Below are 16,768 nucleotides of genomic sequence, written 5' to 3' on the forward strand. Positions count from 1 at the left end.
CAATTACAACAAAAGCGCCCCAACCAGCCGGTTCACGGCTCGCGGGACGCTTTTATTCATACCATGTGTTCACAGATATCTTCTTAAGGCGCTACAATCACACCCGTGGAAATCATATAGTTCCCCGGTGCCGCATAGTTACCAGCATCGTCGCCGGATAAGGTGTAGACCACGGTGATAAGTTTGCCGCTGCCCGCAGCAGCATCGCTGTAGGTTGCGGTTGCACTGACGGTAACATCATCCCCCGGAATAACTCCGATCAGGGTACCTGGAGTGATCTGGGCCGATGCATTTCCATCGTAGGTCTTGGATTCTGTGATCACTGGTGCTGTAATGTCCAACTGTAAGGCGGTGATGATACCTGTGCTGATGGTATAGCTAACAGGTGGGAAATAGTTGCCTGCGTCTATACCTGTTAGGGTGTAGGAGATGGTGATGATTTTGTTCACTCCCACGTTAGGAGTGTCATAGGTCCCGGCAGCATGCACAGTCACATCATCCCCGTCGATGATACCGGTTACCGCACCAACGATTACCGCTGCCGCAGTCGTTCCGTCATAGACTCTGGAGCGTGTGATCTGATCCCGGTCAATTTCCCCGTTGGTGACAATGTAGCTCGCAGGTGCAATATAGTTGCCTGCATCTGCTCCGCTAAGGGTATAGACTACAGTTATGGTTTTGTTCGTCCCAATGGATGATGTGTCATAGTTGGCAACGGCGCTCACAGTGACATTTTCCCCGGGAACTACCCCTATAAGCTGTCCGGGAATCACCGCTGCTGCCGTGGTTCCGTCCTTGAACTTCGCCAAGGTCAAATTCGGAGCTTCGATGGTTAAAGGATGGAGTGAGATACTGCCCGTATTCACGATATAGGGAGCGGGTGCGATATAGCTGGCTGCCTGGGCTCCGCTTAATGTGTAGGTAACGGTTATGGTCTTGTTCACCCCAAGCGCCGCGCTGCTGTAGGAAGCAGAGGCATGAATATTAACTGTGTCTCCGGCCAATACACCGGACAGCGAGCCCCCGGTTACTGCTGCAAGAGCATTGCCGTCATAGAGTTTGGATTCCGTCAGGGAGATTGGAAGCCCTATAGTCAGTTCAATCGCTCTAACCTCAATCGTGCTGGAAGGGGCCGAGATATTGCCGGAGCCATCTACAGCATACACAATATAATGACCGGCAGGCAGACCCTGCGTATTCAGCGGGGAATAGACGGAGGCGGTTACCGCCAGCTTTTTACCCAGAGCGGCATGAACAGAATCTTCCAGACCCGTTGTCGTTACGGCCACTGTGGAGGGGACCAGATACAAATAACCCGCTTCGTTGCTTGTTCCGTATACATTATCTCCTACAGTAACCGCTCCAAGGGTCACACTGGTAAGTAGAGGGGCTGACGTATCACCCGGATCAGGAGTAGGTGCTGGTGTAGGAACTGGTGAAGGTTCTGGTGTAGGTGTAACTGCAGGTGTTGGTGTCGCTACTGGTGTAACTGTAGGCGCAGCCGTTGGGTCGGAAGGGACATAGGTGCTCCGAACCGGCGTAGGTGTAGCAGTTGGTGTGGATGTTGGACTAGCTGTCGGTGAGGCGGTTGCTGAGGATGTGCCTCCACCATTTACTGGAGTATTAGCCGGAGCCTCCTCAATAGCTTTGGTCCGTGTTAAGGATACTACTGCTTCCGCACGGGTAATTTCCCTGCCGGGTCTGAAGCTGTTATCTTCGGAGTAACCCTTCATGACTCCTGCGGCAGCCACGGCGTTGACAGAATCCAGTGCCCAGGCGGCAATATCCTTGGAATCGCTGAAAAGAGCGCCGGTCTGCGCGGCATCCAGCTTCAATAACCGGTTGATAATCACTGCGGCTTCCTGTCTGCTGATCGTCTTGCCGGTACCGATGGTACCATCTGAATATCCGCTGATATATCCGGCTTTCACGGCTTTGGCAACCTCGGTGTAGGCCCAGTTGCTTGTAGAGAGGTCCTTATAGGCAACAGGTGCCGTCTCGGTGAATCCGAAGGCACGGTTGATGAGCGCCATGAACTCTGATCTTTTCAGACTATTGTCCGGTTTGAAGCTGCCGTCGGCGTATCCCTGAATGAGCCCTTTGTCAACCCAATCGGTAACTTCATTCTGTGCCCAGTGGCCTGTGATTCCAGTTAATTGAGGAGCTGCTGCGCCAAAAGCTGTTCCGGCAGAAGAATATAGTGCAGTTACTATCATTAGTGTAGAGAGAAAAAGCTTGCCCGGTGTATGATTCAATATTAAGCCTCCTGAAAGTGTATTGTCTTCGCTGATATAGGCCTTGGGTATCACTTAATATCCTCCGGGCAACAGTTTTGGCCTCCGAGCTTGGCTAAATGAAATAATAGTAACACATATCATTCGAAATTGATTTAAATAAATATAATCATTGCAAATTTAATTTACCAAAATATAAATCTAACACTGGTCAATACATTCTGCACCCTCTTTGTAACCTTTTCCTCCCGGACCGGCACTTATCATTAGAACACGATAAAAATACAGAAATGAGGTTTGCAGACGTATGCTGCATTGGATTGAAAAGGCGCAGAAGGGCGATGCCGAAGCCTTCCGGGAGCTTAGCGGGCATGTGCGGGGGATGGCTTACGTAGTGGCCTACGATATGCTCGGGGATGTGCAGCTTGCGGAAGACGCGGTACAGGAAGCCTTGCTGGAGGCGTATATGAACCTTGCCAGCCTGCAGGAGCCTGCGGCGTTTCCGGGATGGTTCAAAACCATTGTGGTCAGACAGTGTCACCGGCTGCTGCGGCGTAAGCGTCAAGCCCTGCTGCCTCTGGAGGCGGCGGTGCATGTCGCGGGCTCTTCTCCAGGGGTTGCGGAGATTGCCGAACATAGAGAATGGACGCAGGTGCTCCACAGGTCAGTGTCGGAATTGTCTGCCAAGCTGCGGGTACCGCTGCAATTGTTCTACTTCTACGGGTACTCGCTTCATGAGATTTCCGTGTATCTGGACCTTTCCGTTGCTACGCTGAAGAAAAGGCTGTATGACGGCAGACGCAAGCTGAAGGGGGCATTGCCTGTTGTCGATCTGGCGGCTGCATTTCATTTGTTACATGAGGGAGGACAGCGAATGCTGCATATTGTGAATGGTGACACGGTGGGAGACAAGCTGAAGCAGGGGATTGTCCAGGGGGAGGTGCTGGTGTGGAGAGAGATCTATTCGGCGGGGCCGATTTTCATAGATCCGGTGGCAGAGCAGAATCAGCAGCTGCGGGCTGAGGTGCTACAGGCCACGATGGGCATTCCGGCGGCTGAATATATGGCGGGCTGTGCGGAGCAGGAGCAGAGGATTAGCGGATTCCGTCAGTATGATGAGGTGGTGCTGTGGTTCGAGCATGATCTGTTCGACCAGAGTATGCTGGCCTATCTATTACACTGGTTCAATGGGCAAAAGCTGGGCAAAACGAAGCTGAGCCTGCTCTGCATCGGAGAATTCCCCGGGATTGAGCTGTTCCATGGTCTGGGACAGCTGACGGAAGCTCAGCTGAGTACCCTGCCGGGAACCTGGCGGAATATCGGCCGCAAGGAGCTGCAGCTGGGAAGCCTGCTGTGGGAGGCTTACGCCGCTTCCGATCCCCGGAAGCTCGCGGACCTGCTTGCGGCGAAGCGGGAGGAGCTGGCGGGGGGCGCACTTGCTTTTGCCTATGACGCCTTCATGGCCCATCTCTCCCGCCTGCCTTCCGTAGAGAATGGTCTCGGGATCGTCGAACAGACCACCCTTCAAGCCGTGGCTAATGGAATGGACACGCCGCTTAAGCTGTTCCGGCAGGTGACGGATGAGCTGCACCGGCTTGGCATGGGCGATACGGAATACTGGAAGATCCTGCGCACACTGACAGCCGGGGAGAAGCCTCTGATTGAGATCGATGGTGTAGCAGAGCTAACAGATTACAGGGAAGTGCCGGAATTCCTGCATCGCAGCGTTACGCTGACTGGATGGGGAGAGCAGGTGTTGGCCGGAGCAGCCGACCGGCTACAGCTGCAAAGTATCGATGAATGGTACGGCGGCCTGCATCTGGAGGGGCATGACGCCCTCTGGCGCTGGGACCGTGCTGCGGAACGGCCGGTACAGCACCCGTCATCCGCGCGGATGGAATAGAATGTAACCAGGAGGTTTCCCTGCTAAGCTGAACGCTTGGCGGGTGAACCTCTTTTTTATGCCTATATAGTATAATGAATACTCCAGGTCAAGACAGTTACAAGTGAAGAAGGAGGAGAGCGGCATCAGAACATTAGTGATCAGTGACATTCACGGCTGTATAGAGGAATTCAGCCTGCTGCTCCGCCGGGCGGAGTATAACCCATCCAAGGATCAATTGATCCTGCTGGGCGATTATGTAGACAGAGGGCCGGACAGCAGAGCGGTCGTGGAGCAGGTGAAGCGGCTTGCTGAAGCAGAGGGGGTTATTGTGCTGCGGGGCAACCATGATCAGATGGCCTGCGATGCGCTGGCGGGAGAGGATGATAAGCGGGATACCCACTGGATAACCAATGGGGGATTCCACACCCTTCTGAGCTACTGCGGAGGGCGGGATTCGGTGCTGCTGCACCCGGATTCAGGCTGGAAGGATTACACGGAGATGAAGCGGTTCATGCGTACGGAGTATAAGGAGCATCTGGATTTCCTGGGTTCGCTGCCTTACTACTATGAGACGGAGACCCATCTGTTCGTTCATGCGGGCATTGATCCTTCCCTTGCCGACTGGCGGATGCAGCGGGAGTATGATTTTATCTGGATTCGGGAGCCTTTCTACAATCATCCTGTAACTTCTACGGAGAAGACGGTCGTCTTCGGCCATACCTCTACGGTAGATCTGCAGGACGGTGCAGGCGTCTGGTTCAGTCCGCTGGGCGACAAAATAGGCATCGACGGCGGCTGTGTGTACGGGGAGCAGTTGAACTGCCTTGAGATTAGCGAAGCGGGATACAAGACCTATGCAGTCCGGCTGGGGGAGCGGGAGTAACAAGAGCTGCGGAGCAGGCGGGATGAAAACAAACTCCCAATTGGTTATAATTGGAATATCAAATCCAAGCGCTCACAGGAGGCAGAGATGTCCAATTCACTCTTAACGAAGAACGCGTTAGCCCGGTCTCTGAAGAAGCTTATGCTCACCAAGCCCCTGAACAAAATAACGATCCAGCAGCTTACCGCAGATTGCGGGGTGACCCGTCATACGTTTTATAATCATTTTCAGGATATCTATGAGCTGCTCGGCTGGATCTACAAGTCAGAAGTGATTGAAGGACTGGACCAATACTGCTGCTGGGCGGGCTGGAAGCAAGGATTCTTAAGCGTCCTGCGTTACACCGTAAATAACAAAACCATCTGTCTGAATACCTTCCATTCGCTGGGACGAGAGCATCTGGAGCAATTCCTGTACGGAGTCATTTACCGCGTCATGATCAGCGTAGTGGAGGAGCTGGACGGGCAGGCGTGGCCGGGACAGGAGCAGATTCCGGAGCCTGTGAGAATGCAGGCCAGACTCGATATAGCCGATTTCTACACGCTGGCCATCCTTGAACAGGTGATCCACTGGCTCAGAGCCGGGGCGAATACAGATCCGGCCGGAGTGGTGGACAAGGTATCACGGATTATGGACGGATGCATTGCCCGGGGGCTTGAGCATTATCAGTCTGCAGTTCATCCGGTGAAGTCATGACACAATATCGGGCGGATGTGTAATCCCTAGACAGTTGCGTCCGGCTGTCCATAGAATCCCTGGTTCACGGCGGTTATAGTGAAGGCAGTTAGCAGGCACTTATCCCCTGATCAAGGAAGGAAGAGGACACATGGGTACATATCAAAGAATTCATCCGCAGGTACAGGAAGGCATCGCTTCACGCAAGGCTTATCTCGTCGGAGGAGGGATCGGCTCCCTGTCGGCGGCGGCATTCCTGATCCGTGACGGGCATATGCCCGGCCGGAATATTCATATTCTGGAGCAATCAGCTGTATACGGCGGTTCCATGGACGGGGCGGGCAATGCCAAGGACGGTTACAGCGCCCGGGGCGGACGCGAGATTGAAGAGCACTTCGAATGCTTCATGGAGCTGTTCGGCTTCATCCCTTCCCTGACCAATCCGGACCGGACAGTGCTGGATGAATTCCGGGAGCTGAACCTGGCTGAACCGATTGAATCGCATTGCCGTTTGATCGAAAAGCAAGGCACCCCCGCCGACTTCTCATCGCTTGGGCTCTCTACCGCACATGCACTGCAATTAGGTAAGCTGACGCTGGCTACCGAAGAGAGACTGGGCGCGGTGACGATTGAGCAGTTTTTTGACCCGAGCTTCCTGGAGACGAATTTCTGGTATTTCTGGCGCTCCATGTTCGCCTTCGAGAATTGGCATAGCGTGGTAGAGGTGAAGCGTTATATGGAGCGGTTCATGCACCTGATCTCCGGGATGAACCAGCTGAAAGGAATTTTGCACACCGAATACAACCAGTTCGACTCGCTGATCCTGCCGCTGATGAAATGGCTGGAGCGTGAGGGCGTTCATTTTGACAAAGGGCATGAGGTTACGGATCTGGAGCTTAGTATGAGCGGCGATGAGAAGGTTGTAACCGCGATTCAGGTGCAGGTTAATGGTTCCCCGAAGACGATTCCGGTGACACGCGGGGATCTGGTCATGGTCACGAACGGCTCAATGACAGAGAATTCTACCCTTGGCGATCTGGACCACCCGGCGGTGCTGAACCGGTCCGTTACTGAACGCGGGTGCTGGAGCCTCTGGGAGAAGCTTGCTGCCAAATCCCCGGATTTCGGCCGCCCTGAAGTGTTCTGCGGGGATATCGACAAGTCCAAATGGCTGTCGTTCACAATGACTTTTACCGATGATGAGATTGTATTCCCTTATCTGCTGGAGCTGACGGGAGATGCTCCCGGCATGGGCGGCGTGGTCACGATCAAAGACTCCAGCTGGATGATGTCCTGGACCGCACCGAAGCAGCCGCATTTCATCAACCAGCCGGACAATGTGAAGGTACTGTGGGCGTATGGCCTGTTCCCGGATGCCGAAGGCGACTATATCAAGAAAAAAATGAGCGACTGCACCGGACGCGAGCTGCTGGAGGAACTGTGCTACCATATGGGTCTTGCGGACCGCATTCCCGGGATTCTGGAGCATACCACTAACGTCATCCCTTGTATGATGCCTTATATCACTGCGCAGTTCATGCCGCGCGTTCTTGGTGACCGTCCGCAGGTCGTGCCGCAGGGCAGTGTGAATCTAGCCTTCCTCGGCCAGTTCGCCGAAGTGCCGGACGACTGCGTGTTCACCGTGGAGTATTCGGTCCGCTCCGCAATGATGGCCGTCTATAATCTGCTGGCGCTGGACAAAGAAGTGATTCCTGTTCATCCCAGCAAATATGATGTCCGTGTGCTGCTGACCGCGCTCCGCACCTGCCTGGGCAACAAGCCGCTGCCGCTCGATAAGACGCTAGGTGAGCTGCTGGCGGGAACGGTACTCTCGAAAATGATCTAGAGACGAATACGAGGATTACACGAGGTAGCTGATTCCGCTGCCCAGGCATGCCTGGGGTCCGGCAGACATAGGATGGTAATAAGCAAGCGCTTAACCATTCAGTCATTGCAGGAGGAGAATAGTGTGAACGAGAGACTGGCGGCTGTTATTCTGCGGATTGATGCTATTGCTACAGATATTCTTGTACCGCTGCGCCGTAAGATCATTAATGAGACGGCTCTGCTTCAGCTCTATGAGGCGCTGGATGAGACGTATGCTCTGATGGAGCATGAGCGGCAGATTGACCGGGAGCTCGCGGCCATCCTCTTCCTGCTCTATTCACAGCTGGTAACCCAATCCAATTATGTGTATGACAAAAGCCTCTTCGTGCCGCATATCGGCAAGCTGCAAGGGTACATCCGCAAAATATTTGGCGGCACGCTTCAGAATGTATAGAACTCAACTAACCGCCAATCTGACAGCCTATGCTCCAGTTACATCTCTAACAGGATGGAACCGGGAGGATAGGCTGTTTTTATAAATATGGCTATGTTAAACTTTGTTGTTGATAGCATAAAAAATGAGGCGACCTCATAGGTGGGTTCGGTTTATCGAATGCATGATTGAGGGAAGGAACGAGGAGGCAGACAATTCATGGGAGGAACGAATGTATGGGATGCGGAGTGGGAGGTTAACGAAGAGCAGGCGCGGACGCTGATCGGCAGACAATTCCCTCAGCTGTCATCGAAGCAAGTGAAGCGATTGGGCTGGGGCTGGGACAATACGGTTTTTCTCATCGGTGACGAGTACGTGTTCCGGTTTCCAAGAAGAACGTTTGCAGTTGGCGCGATTCGTATGGAAGGGAAGCTGCTGCCGAAGCTGGAGGCATATTTGACCATCCCCTATCCGAAACCGTTGTTTTATGGCGAAGCAAGTGAAGAATATCCGGCACCATTTCTTGGCTATGGCCACGTGCCGGGAGATTTCCCCATCGGTTTGACGGAAGAACGCCGGGCTTTATCGGCAGAGACGCTGGCGAGATTTTTGCGGAGATTACATGAGTTTCCGGTGCAGGCGGCGCTGGAGTGTGGAGTTCAGCAAGATCATCGAAGCTTGACGGACATCGCATCGCGCAAAGTGAAATTGGAGGGCTTTCTATCGAAGGTGGCTGAACACTTGTCGCCGGAGGAGTCCGGTGTGATCGAAGCGTATATTAACAGTCTGCAAAAGGACCGTGTCGAGGCGGTGAATGCACTGCTGCATGGCGATCTTCATTTCAAAAATATGCTTGTGAATGAGAACGGGATCGTTTCCGGCATCATTGATTGGGGCGATCTGAGCGTAGGCCATCCGGCTTGCGATTTGAGCGTTGCTTACAGCTTTTTACCACCTTTCGCCCGCGGCGTGTTTTTCGAAACGTATGGAGGAGCGGACGAGGAGACGAAGCTGCTGGCGCGGCTGATGGCGGTATACATCCCCATGTTGATCTTAATGCAAGCGGTCGATGACGGGAATGAAGCGATTGCGGCAGAGGCGAAATCCAATATTATGCGGGCACTGTCGGATTAGGCTCATTATTTGGTTGCGGCTATGGGGCTAGGGCTAGCAGCACCATTTGGTCGTTTAAAGGCCGCGATAAGGTACGATCCGCCTTCTCGCTGAAACGGCTTTGCCATCCTTTTAAAGGACGGCAAAGCCGTTTCTACTTGTTTTTATTTTGTCCATTGCCAAACCTTGACCTGTTCCTTTACAATATTGATAATGATAATGAGAATCAATTTCAAAGAAACAGGTGACATTCATGAATCAACAGGCAGTGTCCGGGAGCGGGCTGGATCAGAAGGCAAAGCGGCTGAAGCTGCGGTCCCGTCCCTGGGCGGCAACATTAATTCTTATTGGCGGTTTGATTGCGCTGGCGCTGGGTATCGCTATTTCCGTATCGTTCGGGGCCGCAGATATTAAGCTGTCGGTCGTATGGACCGCAGTCTTTCATTTCAATCCCGAACTTACCGAGCATCAGATCATCCGCGAGCTTAGGCTGCCGCGTGTGCTGGGCGGCGTAATGGTGGGAGCCGGCCTCGCTGTGGCAGGGGCGATTATGCAAGGGATGACCCGCAATCCGCTGGCGGATTCGGGACTGATGGGCATTAACTCTGGAGCAGGCTTTGCACTGGCTGTCTGCTTTGCATTTTTTCCGGGATTGCCGTTCATGTATCTCATACTCTATTCCTTCGTTGGCGCCGGAGCCGGAGCGGGAATTGTCTACGGTGTAGGCTCGCTGGCGAAGGGCGGACTAACCCCGGCCAGGCTCGTATTGGCAGGTGCTGCTCTCAGTGCGCTGCTCTCTGCGCTAAGCGAAGGCATCGCCCTTTATTTCCGCATCGGACAAGATCTTGCCTTCTGGTATGCCGGTGGTCTGGCAGGAACGAAATGGTTCCAGCTGCAGATCATGTCCCCATGGGTGATAGCGGCTATCCTGGGAGCCATTGTGCTGTCCCGTTCGATTACGATGCTCAGCCTGGGTGAGGATATTGCCAAGGGGCTTGGGCAGCGTACAGGACTGGTGAAATTGGCTGGTACGCTAATTGTCCTGATTCTGGCCGGAGCCTCGGTAGCTGTAGTGGGAGCTGTTGGGTTCGTCGGCCTGATCATCCCCCATCTGACACGCTATCTGGTGGGTGTGGATTACCGCTGGATTATTCCCTGCTCTGCGGTGCTGGGTGCGCTGCTGGTGGTCGGGGGCGATCTGACCGCCCGGATGATCAATCCGCCGCATGAAACGCCGGTGGGTGCGATTATAGCCCTGATTGGGGTACCGTTCTTCCTGTATCTGGCCCGAAAAGAAAGAAGGGAGCTGTAAAGATGCAGAGCCATAAGATAATTTCTTCAGAAGATGCAAGGCGTAAGTATGGCCTGAGAGTGATCGGCGTGCTGGCCGTTCTGATTGTGATAATGTTCATTATAAGTATGAATACAGGATACATAAGACTTACTCCGCTTGAGCTGCTGGATACGCTGGTCGGCAAGGGGACGGAGAAGCAGGAGCTGATTCTGTTCCAGTTCCGTTTGCCGCGGATTGTCATTTCTCTGTTAATTGGTACCGCACTTGCCGTATCCGGCGCAGTGATGCAGGGGGTCTTCCGCAATGATCTGGCCGATCCGGGTATTCTCGGCATTAATGCCGGGGCGGGACTGATGGTCATGCTGCTGATCTCTTTCTATCCGACGACCTCGGCGGCACCGGTCTATCTGTTGCCTGTGGTTGCCTTTGCCGGGGCGGCCTGTACTGCTGCTCTGATCTACAGCCTCGCCTACAAGCGTCATCAGGGCATTTCGCCGATCCGGCTGCTGCTTACCGGGGTCGCAGTGGCGGCAGGCATGAGCGCGGCGATGATCGTGCTGACGCTTCGCCTCGATCCGGACAAGTATCAGTTCGTTGCCACCTGGCTGGCGGGCAGCATCTGGGGCACAAGCTGGAAGTTTGTCTTATCCCTGCTGCCCTGGATCGTGATTCTCCTGCCTTATGTCATCTACAAGGCACGGGTGATGAATGTACTTAATCTGGGCCAGCAGACAGCGACAGGACTCGGTGCTAATGTGAGCAGAGAGCAGTTCCGTCTGCTGGCAGCAGCGGTCGGCCTTGCGGCTTCCAGCGTAGCGGTCAGCGGAGGTATCGGCTTCGTCGGGCTGGTCGGCCCGCATCTGGCGCGGCGGCTGGTTGGACCGAAGCATCAGCTGATGCTGCCCGCCTCTGCGCTGATCGGCGCGCTGCTTGTCATTGCGGCGGATACGATCGGACGGCGGATTCTGCAGCCGTCCGAGATTCCTACCGGCATTGTGGTAGCTGTCATCGGTGCTCCATACTTTCTGTATCTTCTGGCCCGTACCAAATCTTAAATACAACCAGACCTTGGAGGGATATCAATGAACGAAGCAATGGAATTATACGATGTGACGATTATTGGCGGCGGCCCCGCAGGCATGTATACAGCGTTCTATAGCGGAATGAGGGATCTGAAGACTAAGCTGATTGAAGCGAAGGATGAGCTGGGCGGCAGAATGCTGATCTATCCTGAGAAGATGATCTGGGATGTCGGAGGAGTAACACCTATTCTCTGCCGCCAGTTAATTGATCAGCTGGCAGAGCAGGCGCGTACCTTCGATCCTACCCTTGTATTCGGACAGCAGATTGTTCACCAGGCCCGCCAGGAGGACGGAACGTATATCCTGACCTCAGCCACAGGCGAGCAGCACTGGACCCGTACCGTCATACTTACCATCGGATACGGTATTCTGCAGATGGCGAAGCTGGAGATTGAAGGCGCGGACCGCTATGAGGTGACGAATCTGCACTACACGGTACAGGAGCTGGAGCCCTTCCGCGGCAAGCGGGTACTGATCTCGGGCGGCGGCGATTCCGCAGTGGACTGGGCGAATGAGCTGGAGGGGATTGCCGCCAGCGTAACCGTGGTGCACCGCCGGGAGCAGTTCGGCGGGCATGAGAAGAATATTGCCCGGATGAAGGCCTCCTCGGTGGATGTGCGTGTGCCTTGTGCGGTAAGCCAGCTGCACAGCAGCGATGGAGAGCAGATCGATCAGGTGACCGTCTGCCATATACAGACCGGGGAGCATGCGCAGCTTGAGGTCGATGCCGTCATTGTCAACCACGGGCTGAGAAGCGACTTCGGTCCGCTCAAGGACTGGGGGCTGGATATGGGAGAATGGTGGGCGAACGTCAGCGGTAAGCTGGAGACCAATCTGCCGGGTATCTTCGCTGCCGGAGATTTCGTGGATTATGAGAGCAAGGTACGGCTTATTGCCGGAACATTCACCGACGCGGTGCTTGCCCTGAACAGCGCGAAGCTGTACATGGACCCTACCGCTGAGAAGGTAGCCTACGTCTCCTCCCATAATGACCGGTTCAAGGAGAAGAACAAGGCGCTTGGCGTAGTAGATAACCACTAGCATTCCTCCTTCTGAGATACCAGCCGGTGTACCGGCGCTATACCATAAGCTGTATCTGCACAAGCTGTCCCTTACACGGATTATTCCGTACCGGGGACAGCTTGTTCTGCTTTTACACATTCCATATGCTGTATAAAAAAAGGATAGCGGGCGAATAGTAAGAGCCAGGAGGTGCGGATATGGAGAATATAAATTCGCCGGTCTCCCCTAAGCTGGAAGACAACATCAGTACCATTCAAGCAAGGCTCGGGAACAGTCCCGATCTGGTTATACGCACCTATGAATTAATTAATAGAACAGCCCGTGTGGCTGCAATATATATCGCCGGCATTACCGACAGAGTGATGGTCGATGACTACATCTCGCATGTGATGTCCTTTCAAGCTCTGAATGACCGTGCGCGGCTTGCGGTAACCCCGGAGGAAGTCTACAGCTATATTAAAGAGAATGCCCTTAGTATCGGCAAGGAGAAGCTGGTCAGCGATATCAACGGATTGCTCGAGGCACTGCTGTCGGGAGACACAGTTATTCTGGTTAACGGAGTGGAGGGAGGTATCAGTGGAAGCACCTGCGGCGGGGAGTCCCGCGCGGTTACTGAGGCGGGCACCCAGGTCGCCATCCGCGGCTCCAAAGAAAGCTTCACGGAGACCATCAGCACGAATATTGCCCTGGTCCGCAAAATCATCAAGAACCCGGACCTCTGGACCGAAACAATGAAGCTGGGCGATGTGACCCACACCGATATCACGATTATGTATATCCGCGGCATTGCCGACGAAGAGACGATTCAGGCATTCAAGGATAAGCTTCAGGAGATTAAGGTCGATATGATTCTGGAGTCGGGATATATTGAGCAGATCGTGGAGGACAATAAATATTCCCCGTTCCCCACGATGTTCAATACGGAGCGCCCGGATAGTGTCGCGGGCAATCTGCTAGATGGACGGATTGCCATTTTCGTAGACGGTACTCCGTTTGTGCTGATTGCCCCCACTACCTTCTTCATGTTCTTTCATACGGTGGAGGATTATTATCAGCGGTATGATATCTCCTCGCTGATCCGGATGCTCCGCTTTGTGTGCCTGGTCATTTCAATGTATGGTCCGGCGATCTTCGTCGCGGCGCTGAACTTCCATCAGGAGATGATTCCGACCCCGCTGCTGATCAATCTGGCGTCACAGCGGGAGGGGGTGCCGTTCCCTGCCTTTGTAGAAGCGGTTCTGATGGAGGTTACCTTCGAGATTATCCGGGAAGCAGGGGTCCGCATGCCTTCGCCGATCGGCCAGACCGTATCCATCATCGGCGGTCTGGTGCTTGGGACAGCGGCGGTTCAGGCAGGGATCGTCTCGCCGGCGATGGTAATCGTGGTCTCGCTCACAGGAATCTCCAGCTTTGCTACACCTGCCTTCAACATGGCGCTCTCCATCCGCATGCTGCGGTTTATCATCATGGCGATCGCCGCATTTATGGGGCTGTATGGCATCGCTATATTTACTATTATGCTGATTGCCCATCTGTGCAGCCTGCGCTCACTCGGTGTTCCTTACATGACGCCCATCGGTCCCTTTGTTCCGGGGAATCTGAAGGATACCTTCATCCGTTCCCCTAAGAGCTTCATGAAGCTCAGAAAACGTCTGGTCAACAACGGTGGGAGCTCGGCATCTGCTTCCGCAGGCAAAGGGGCCTCCACGAGGGAATCCAATGAACGCTAAGGGGCTGCTGCACCTGATTGCCATCGCAATGCTGGTCATGCCGCTCAGCGGCTGCTGGAACAGCCGGGAATTGAATGAGCTGGCCATCGTAAGCGGCATAGGGATGGATCTCGTTCCGGAGACCGATGAATACCGGGTCACCTTTCAATTGGTCAATCCGTCTTCCACATCGACGAGTACCTCTCCCGGGAGCGGCAAGCCTGCTGTAGTGGTGGTGTCGGCCACAGACAAAACGATGTTCGGCGCGTTGCGGCGGGCGTCAAAGCATGTAACCCGCCAGCTTTTTTTTGCCCATACCCAGCTTATTGTGCTTGGAGAGTCCTTGGCGCGGGATGGGATTAACGATATCTTCGACATCTTCGAGCGGTCCCATGAGCTGCGGCTCAATTCAGAAATACTGGTTGCCCGTGGCAGCGATGCCGCCTCTGTCATGAAGCTGCTGACCCCTGTAGAGAGTCTGCCGGCTCTGGGACTGGTCAAAAAAGCGCAGAATACCTCCAGCGTCTGGGGGGAGAACCGGATCATTAGAGTATTCGATGTCATTCAAGGCATTACTGGAGAAGGGGATCTGACGATCAATGCGGTGAAGATCAATGGAGATGCGGAGGAAGGGAAGAAGAAAAGCAATCTGGAGGGGTCTGAGACCCTGACCGAGACGATGATGAGCGGGCTTGGGGTCTTCAGGCAGGGCAAGCTGCTCTATTGGATGAAAGACTCAGAAGCACGGGGAACCGAGTGGCTGCTTAACCAGATAGAAGAAACAGTGCTGGATATTGATTCAGATGATAAAAAAGAATCCATTGCCGTCAATATCATCTACTCCAGAACGGAGGTAAAGACCACGATGGAAGACGGCCTTCCGGTCTTTCATGTGACGATTGCCGAGGAGGGGAGCGTCAATGAAACGGACAGCTTCGTGGATCTCAGCAAGCGGGAAGAGATCATGAAGCTTGAACAAGAGCTGGAGAAGAAGACGAGGATTGAAGTGATGCAGGCTTTTCATAAGGGACAACAGCTGGAGAGCGATATTTTCAATTTCGGCAATGAGCTGAAGCGGACGAATCCGCAGGAATGGGCGGCGCTGGACGGGGACTGGGGCCGGATCTTCGCGGAGGGGAAGCTGGACCTCAAGATCAAGGCTTACATCCGCAGTACAGGCATGAGTCTGAAACCTTATATCCCCGAAGATAAATAATTGGCTTAACCGCAGAAATCAGGTGATTGATGTTATGAAAAAAGAAGTGATCGGCCCGAGCCAGCTGCTTGCATTGATCATTCTGTTTGAGCTGGGAACCGCCGTGCTTGTACCTATTGGCCTGGAGAGCGGACATGCAGTCTGGCTCGCCATTCTGATTGCCCTTCCCGGGGGCGTTCTGCTGTATCTGGTGTTCGCACATCTCTGCCTCCAATTCCCGAACCAGATCATAAGCGGGTATACGCGTTCTATTCTCGGGCCATGGCTGGGCTGGCCGGTAAGTCTGCTGTTCCTGCCGGTGCTTCTCTATAACGGTTCAAGAAATCTGCGGGAAGCGGGTGATCTGCTGATCTCGGCCTCCTATGACAAAACCCCTATTCTGATCATTAATTCAATCATGATTATTGCAGTGATGTATATCCTGAGCAAAGGGATAGAAGTGTTCGCGAGGACTGCCGAGATTGTCCTGTGGATCGTGATCATTATGGGGTGCGTTTGTATTATTGCTGTAATCTCAGCCGGGCTGGTAGAGTATAAGAATCTGTTTCCGCTTCATATGAATGATTACAAGCAAGCCTTGAAATCAGCCTATCCCAACATTCTGATCTTTCCGTTCGGCGAACTGATGTGCTTCACTACCATTCTGCCCCACTTCAATAAATCCCGGAAAATTAAGAAAACCGGAATCGCAGCCATCATTGTCAGCGCCTGTCTGCTCAGCTTCACGCATGCAATCGAAATGTCTGTGCTTGGCGAGAACCTGTACAGCCGTACCGCCTTTCCCATGTTTACGACCATTACCCTTGTGAATATGGCCAATTTCATTCAACGGCTGGATGCCCTGGTTATGCTTACACTGATTATCGGGGCGTTCTTTAAGCTGACCGTCTACTGTTATGCTGCTGTTGCGATTGCCAACGATCTGTTCAAGGTTAACGATACAAGCAGGCTGGTTATTCCGGCAGGCGTGATTATGCTGTTCAGCTCTTTTGTCAGCGCGCAGAATTATTCGGAGCATATGAATGACGGGAAGACTTTTCTGCAGACGATTCTGCCGGTATTCTGTGCGGTGATTCCAATCCTGCTGCTGCTGATTCATCTTGTCCGGCGCAAGTTCGGATTGTACCGTTAGCAGAATTAAGACGGTTTCCGGTGGGATTGACGCTTCTTAGAGGCATGAACGGCTACCTGAACGAACGGGAGAAGCAGGAAGATTGTGATACATATGGCTTCCTGTAGTGTGGTTGTAGCAAAGATGGTCGAGAGCGAATGAATGGATGCACGCAGGCTGATGCCGGACATCACATCAATGATGACTATTAACGTAAGCGTAAGAACAGCTAACAGGACATAGATACTGATAATCTTCATGGAGGTCTCCTTGTGCACCGCAA

The 16,768-nt window shown here is 53.6% G+C and carries 14 protein-coding genes; 12 read left to right on the forward strand and 2 right to left on the reverse strand.

Going from position 1 to position 16,768, the window contains the following annotated elements; all coding sequences use genetic code 11:
* Positions 1-83: 83 nt before the first annotated feature.
* Positions 84-2,255: a YDG domain-containing protein gene (locus MHH78_RS13700; RefSeq protein WP_341167723.1), complete on the reverse strand. Its 2,172-nt coding sequence runs from the start codon at positions 2,253-2,255 to the stop codon at positions 84-86.
* A 286-nt stretch (positions 2,256-2,541) separates the two neighbouring features.
* Between MHH78_RS13700 and MHH78_RS13705 the strand changes: the two genes are divergently transcribed.
* The 12 genes from MHH78_RS13705 (at position 2,542) to MHH78_RS13760 (ending at position 16,506) form a co-directional block, all read left to right on the forward strand.
* Positions 2,542-4,137, forward strand: coding sequence for a sigma-70 family RNA polymerase sigma factor (locus tag MHH78_RS13705; protein ID WP_341167724.1), 1,596 nt, complete (start codon positions 2,542-2,544; stop codon positions 4,135-4,137).
* Positions 4,138-4,240: 103 nt separating this feature from the next.
* Positions 4,241-5,002 carry a metallophosphoesterase family protein gene (locus MHH78_RS13710; RefSeq protein WP_341167725.1) on the forward strand — a complete coding sequence of 254 codons (762 nt, stop codon included), beginning with the start codon at positions 4,241-4,243 and terminating at the stop codon, positions 5,000-5,002.
* 87 nt (positions 5,003-5,089) lie between these two features.
* Complete coding sequence (locus MHH78_RS13715) at positions 5,090-5,698, forward strand: TetR/AcrR family transcriptional regulator C-terminal domain-containing protein (RefSeq protein ID WP_339310434.1); 609 nt, start codon at positions 5,090-5,092, stop codon at positions 5,696-5,698.
* A gap of 130 nt (positions 5,699-5,828) precedes the next feature.
* On the forward strand, positions 5,829-7,523 hold the full coding sequence (locus MHH78_RS13720) for an oleate hydratase (RefSeq protein ID WP_341167726.1): 1,695 nt from the start codon (positions 5,829-5,831) through the stop codon (positions 7,521-7,523).
* Positions 7,524-7,646: 123 nt separating this feature from the next.
* Positions 7,647-7,958: a hypothetical protein gene (locus tag MHH78_RS13725; protein ID WP_341167727.1), complete on the forward strand. Its 312-nt coding sequence runs from the start codon at positions 7,647-7,649 to the stop codon at positions 7,956-7,958.
* Positions 7,959-8,156: 198 nt separating this feature from the next.
* Positions 8,157-9,071 carry a phosphotransferase gene (locus MHH78_RS13730; protein WP_341167728.1) on the forward strand — a complete coding sequence of 305 codons (915 nt, stop codon included), beginning with the start codon at positions 8,157-8,159 and terminating at the stop codon, positions 9,069-9,071.
* Positions 9,072-9,303: 232 nt separating this feature from the next.
* Positions 9,304-10,362, forward strand: coding sequence for a FecCD family ABC transporter permease (locus MHH78_RS13735; protein WP_341167729.1), 1,059 nt, complete (start codon positions 9,304-9,306; stop codon positions 10,360-10,362).
* 2 nt (positions 10,363-10,364) lie between these two features.
* Positions 10,365-11,399: a FecCD family ABC transporter permease gene (locus MHH78_RS13740; RefSeq protein ID WP_341167730.1), complete on the forward strand. Its 1,035-nt coding sequence runs from the start codon at positions 10,365-10,367 to the stop codon at positions 11,397-11,399.
* A 27-nt stretch (positions 11,400-11,426) separates the two neighbouring features.
* The gene (locus MHH78_RS13745) at positions 11,427-12,467 is read left to right on the forward strand and encodes an NAD(P)/FAD-dependent oxidoreductase (RefSeq protein ID WP_341167731.1); all 1,041 of its coding nucleotides are present in this window, start codon (positions 11,427-11,429) and stop codon (positions 12,465-12,467) included.
* A 179-nt stretch (positions 12,468-12,646) separates the two neighbouring features.
* Positions 12,647-14,179, forward strand: coding sequence for a spore germination protein (locus MHH78_RS13750; protein ID WP_341167732.1), 1,533 nt, complete (start codon positions 12,647-12,649; stop codon positions 14,177-14,179).
* Complete coding sequence (locus tag MHH78_RS13755) at positions 14,169-15,374, forward strand: Ger(x)C family spore germination protein (protein ID WP_341167733.1); 1,206 nt, start codon at positions 14,169-14,171, stop codon at positions 15,372-15,374. Before MHH78_RS13750 ends, MHH78_RS13755 begins: the two co-directional genes overlap by 11 nt.
* 34 nt (positions 15,375-15,408) lie before the next feature.
* Positions 15,409-16,506, forward strand: a complete 1,098-nt coding sequence (locus MHH78_RS13760; RefSeq protein ID WP_341167734.1) for a GerAB/ArcD/ProY family transporter — start codon at positions 15,409-15,411, stop codon at positions 16,504-16,506.
* A 5-nt stretch (positions 16,507-16,511) separates the two neighbouring features.
* On the opposite strand, the gene MHH78_RS13765 is transcribed toward MHH78_RS13760, so the two are convergent.
* Positions 16,512-16,745 (reverse strand): hypothetical protein, encoded by a 234-nt coding sequence (locus tag MHH78_RS13765; protein ID WP_341167735.1) that lies wholly within the window; start codon positions 16,743-16,745, stop codon positions 16,512-16,514.
* Positions 16,746-16,768: the final 23 nt, after the last annotated feature.

The sequence above is a fragment of the Paenibacillus sp. FSL H3-0333 genome (assembly GCF_038002805.1).
Taxonomy (GTDB): Bacteria; Bacillota; Bacilli; order Paenibacillales; family Paenibacillaceae; genus Paenibacillus_AQ; species Paenibacillus_AQ silagei.

Excerpts from the sequence above, each read along its gene's own strand:
- MHH78_RS13735 (WP_341167729.1), top strand. The coding sequence starts at position 9,304 with ATGAATCAACAGGCAGTGTCCGGGAGCGGGCTGGATCAGAAGGCAAAG.
- MHH78_RS13705 (WP_341167724.1), top strand. The coding sequence starts at position 2,542 with ATGCTGCATTGGATTGAAAAGGCGCAGAAGGGCGATGCCGAAGCCTTC.
- MHH78_RS13745 (WP_341167731.1), top strand. The coding sequence starts at position 11,427 with ATGAACGAAGCAATGGAATTATACGATGTGACGATTATTGGCGGCGGC.
- MHH78_RS13740 (WP_341167730.1), top strand. The coding sequence starts at position 10,365 with ATGCAGAGCCATAAGATAATTTCTTCAGAAGATGCAAGGCGTAAGTAT.
- MHH78_RS13760 (WP_341167734.1), top strand. The coding sequence starts at position 15,409 with ATGAAAAAAGAAGTGATCGGCCCGAGCCAGCTGCTTGCATTGATCATT.
- MHH78_RS13765 (WP_341167735.1), bottom strand. The coding sequence starts at position 16,745 with ATGAAGATTATCAGTATCTATGTCCTGTTAGCTGTTCTTACGCTTACG.
- MHH78_RS13730 (WP_341167728.1), top strand. The coding sequence starts at position 8,157 with ATGGGAGGAACGAATGTATGGGATGCGGAGTGGGAGGTTAACGAAGAG.
- MHH78_RS13755 (WP_341167733.1), top strand. The coding sequence starts at position 14,169 with ATGAACGCTAAGGGGCTGCTGCACCTGATTGCCATCGCAATGCTGGTC.
- MHH78_RS13715 (WP_339310434.1), top strand. The coding sequence starts at position 5,090 with ATGTCCAATTCACTCTTAACGAAGAACGCGTTAGCCCGGTCTCTGAAG.
- MHH78_RS13750 (WP_341167732.1), top strand. The coding sequence starts at position 12,647 with ATGGAGAATATAAATTCGCCGGTCTCCCCTAAGCTGGAAGACAACATC.
- MHH78_RS13720 (WP_341167726.1), top strand. The coding sequence starts at position 5,829 with ATGGGTACATATCAAAGAATTCATCCGCAGGTACAGGAAGGCATCGCT.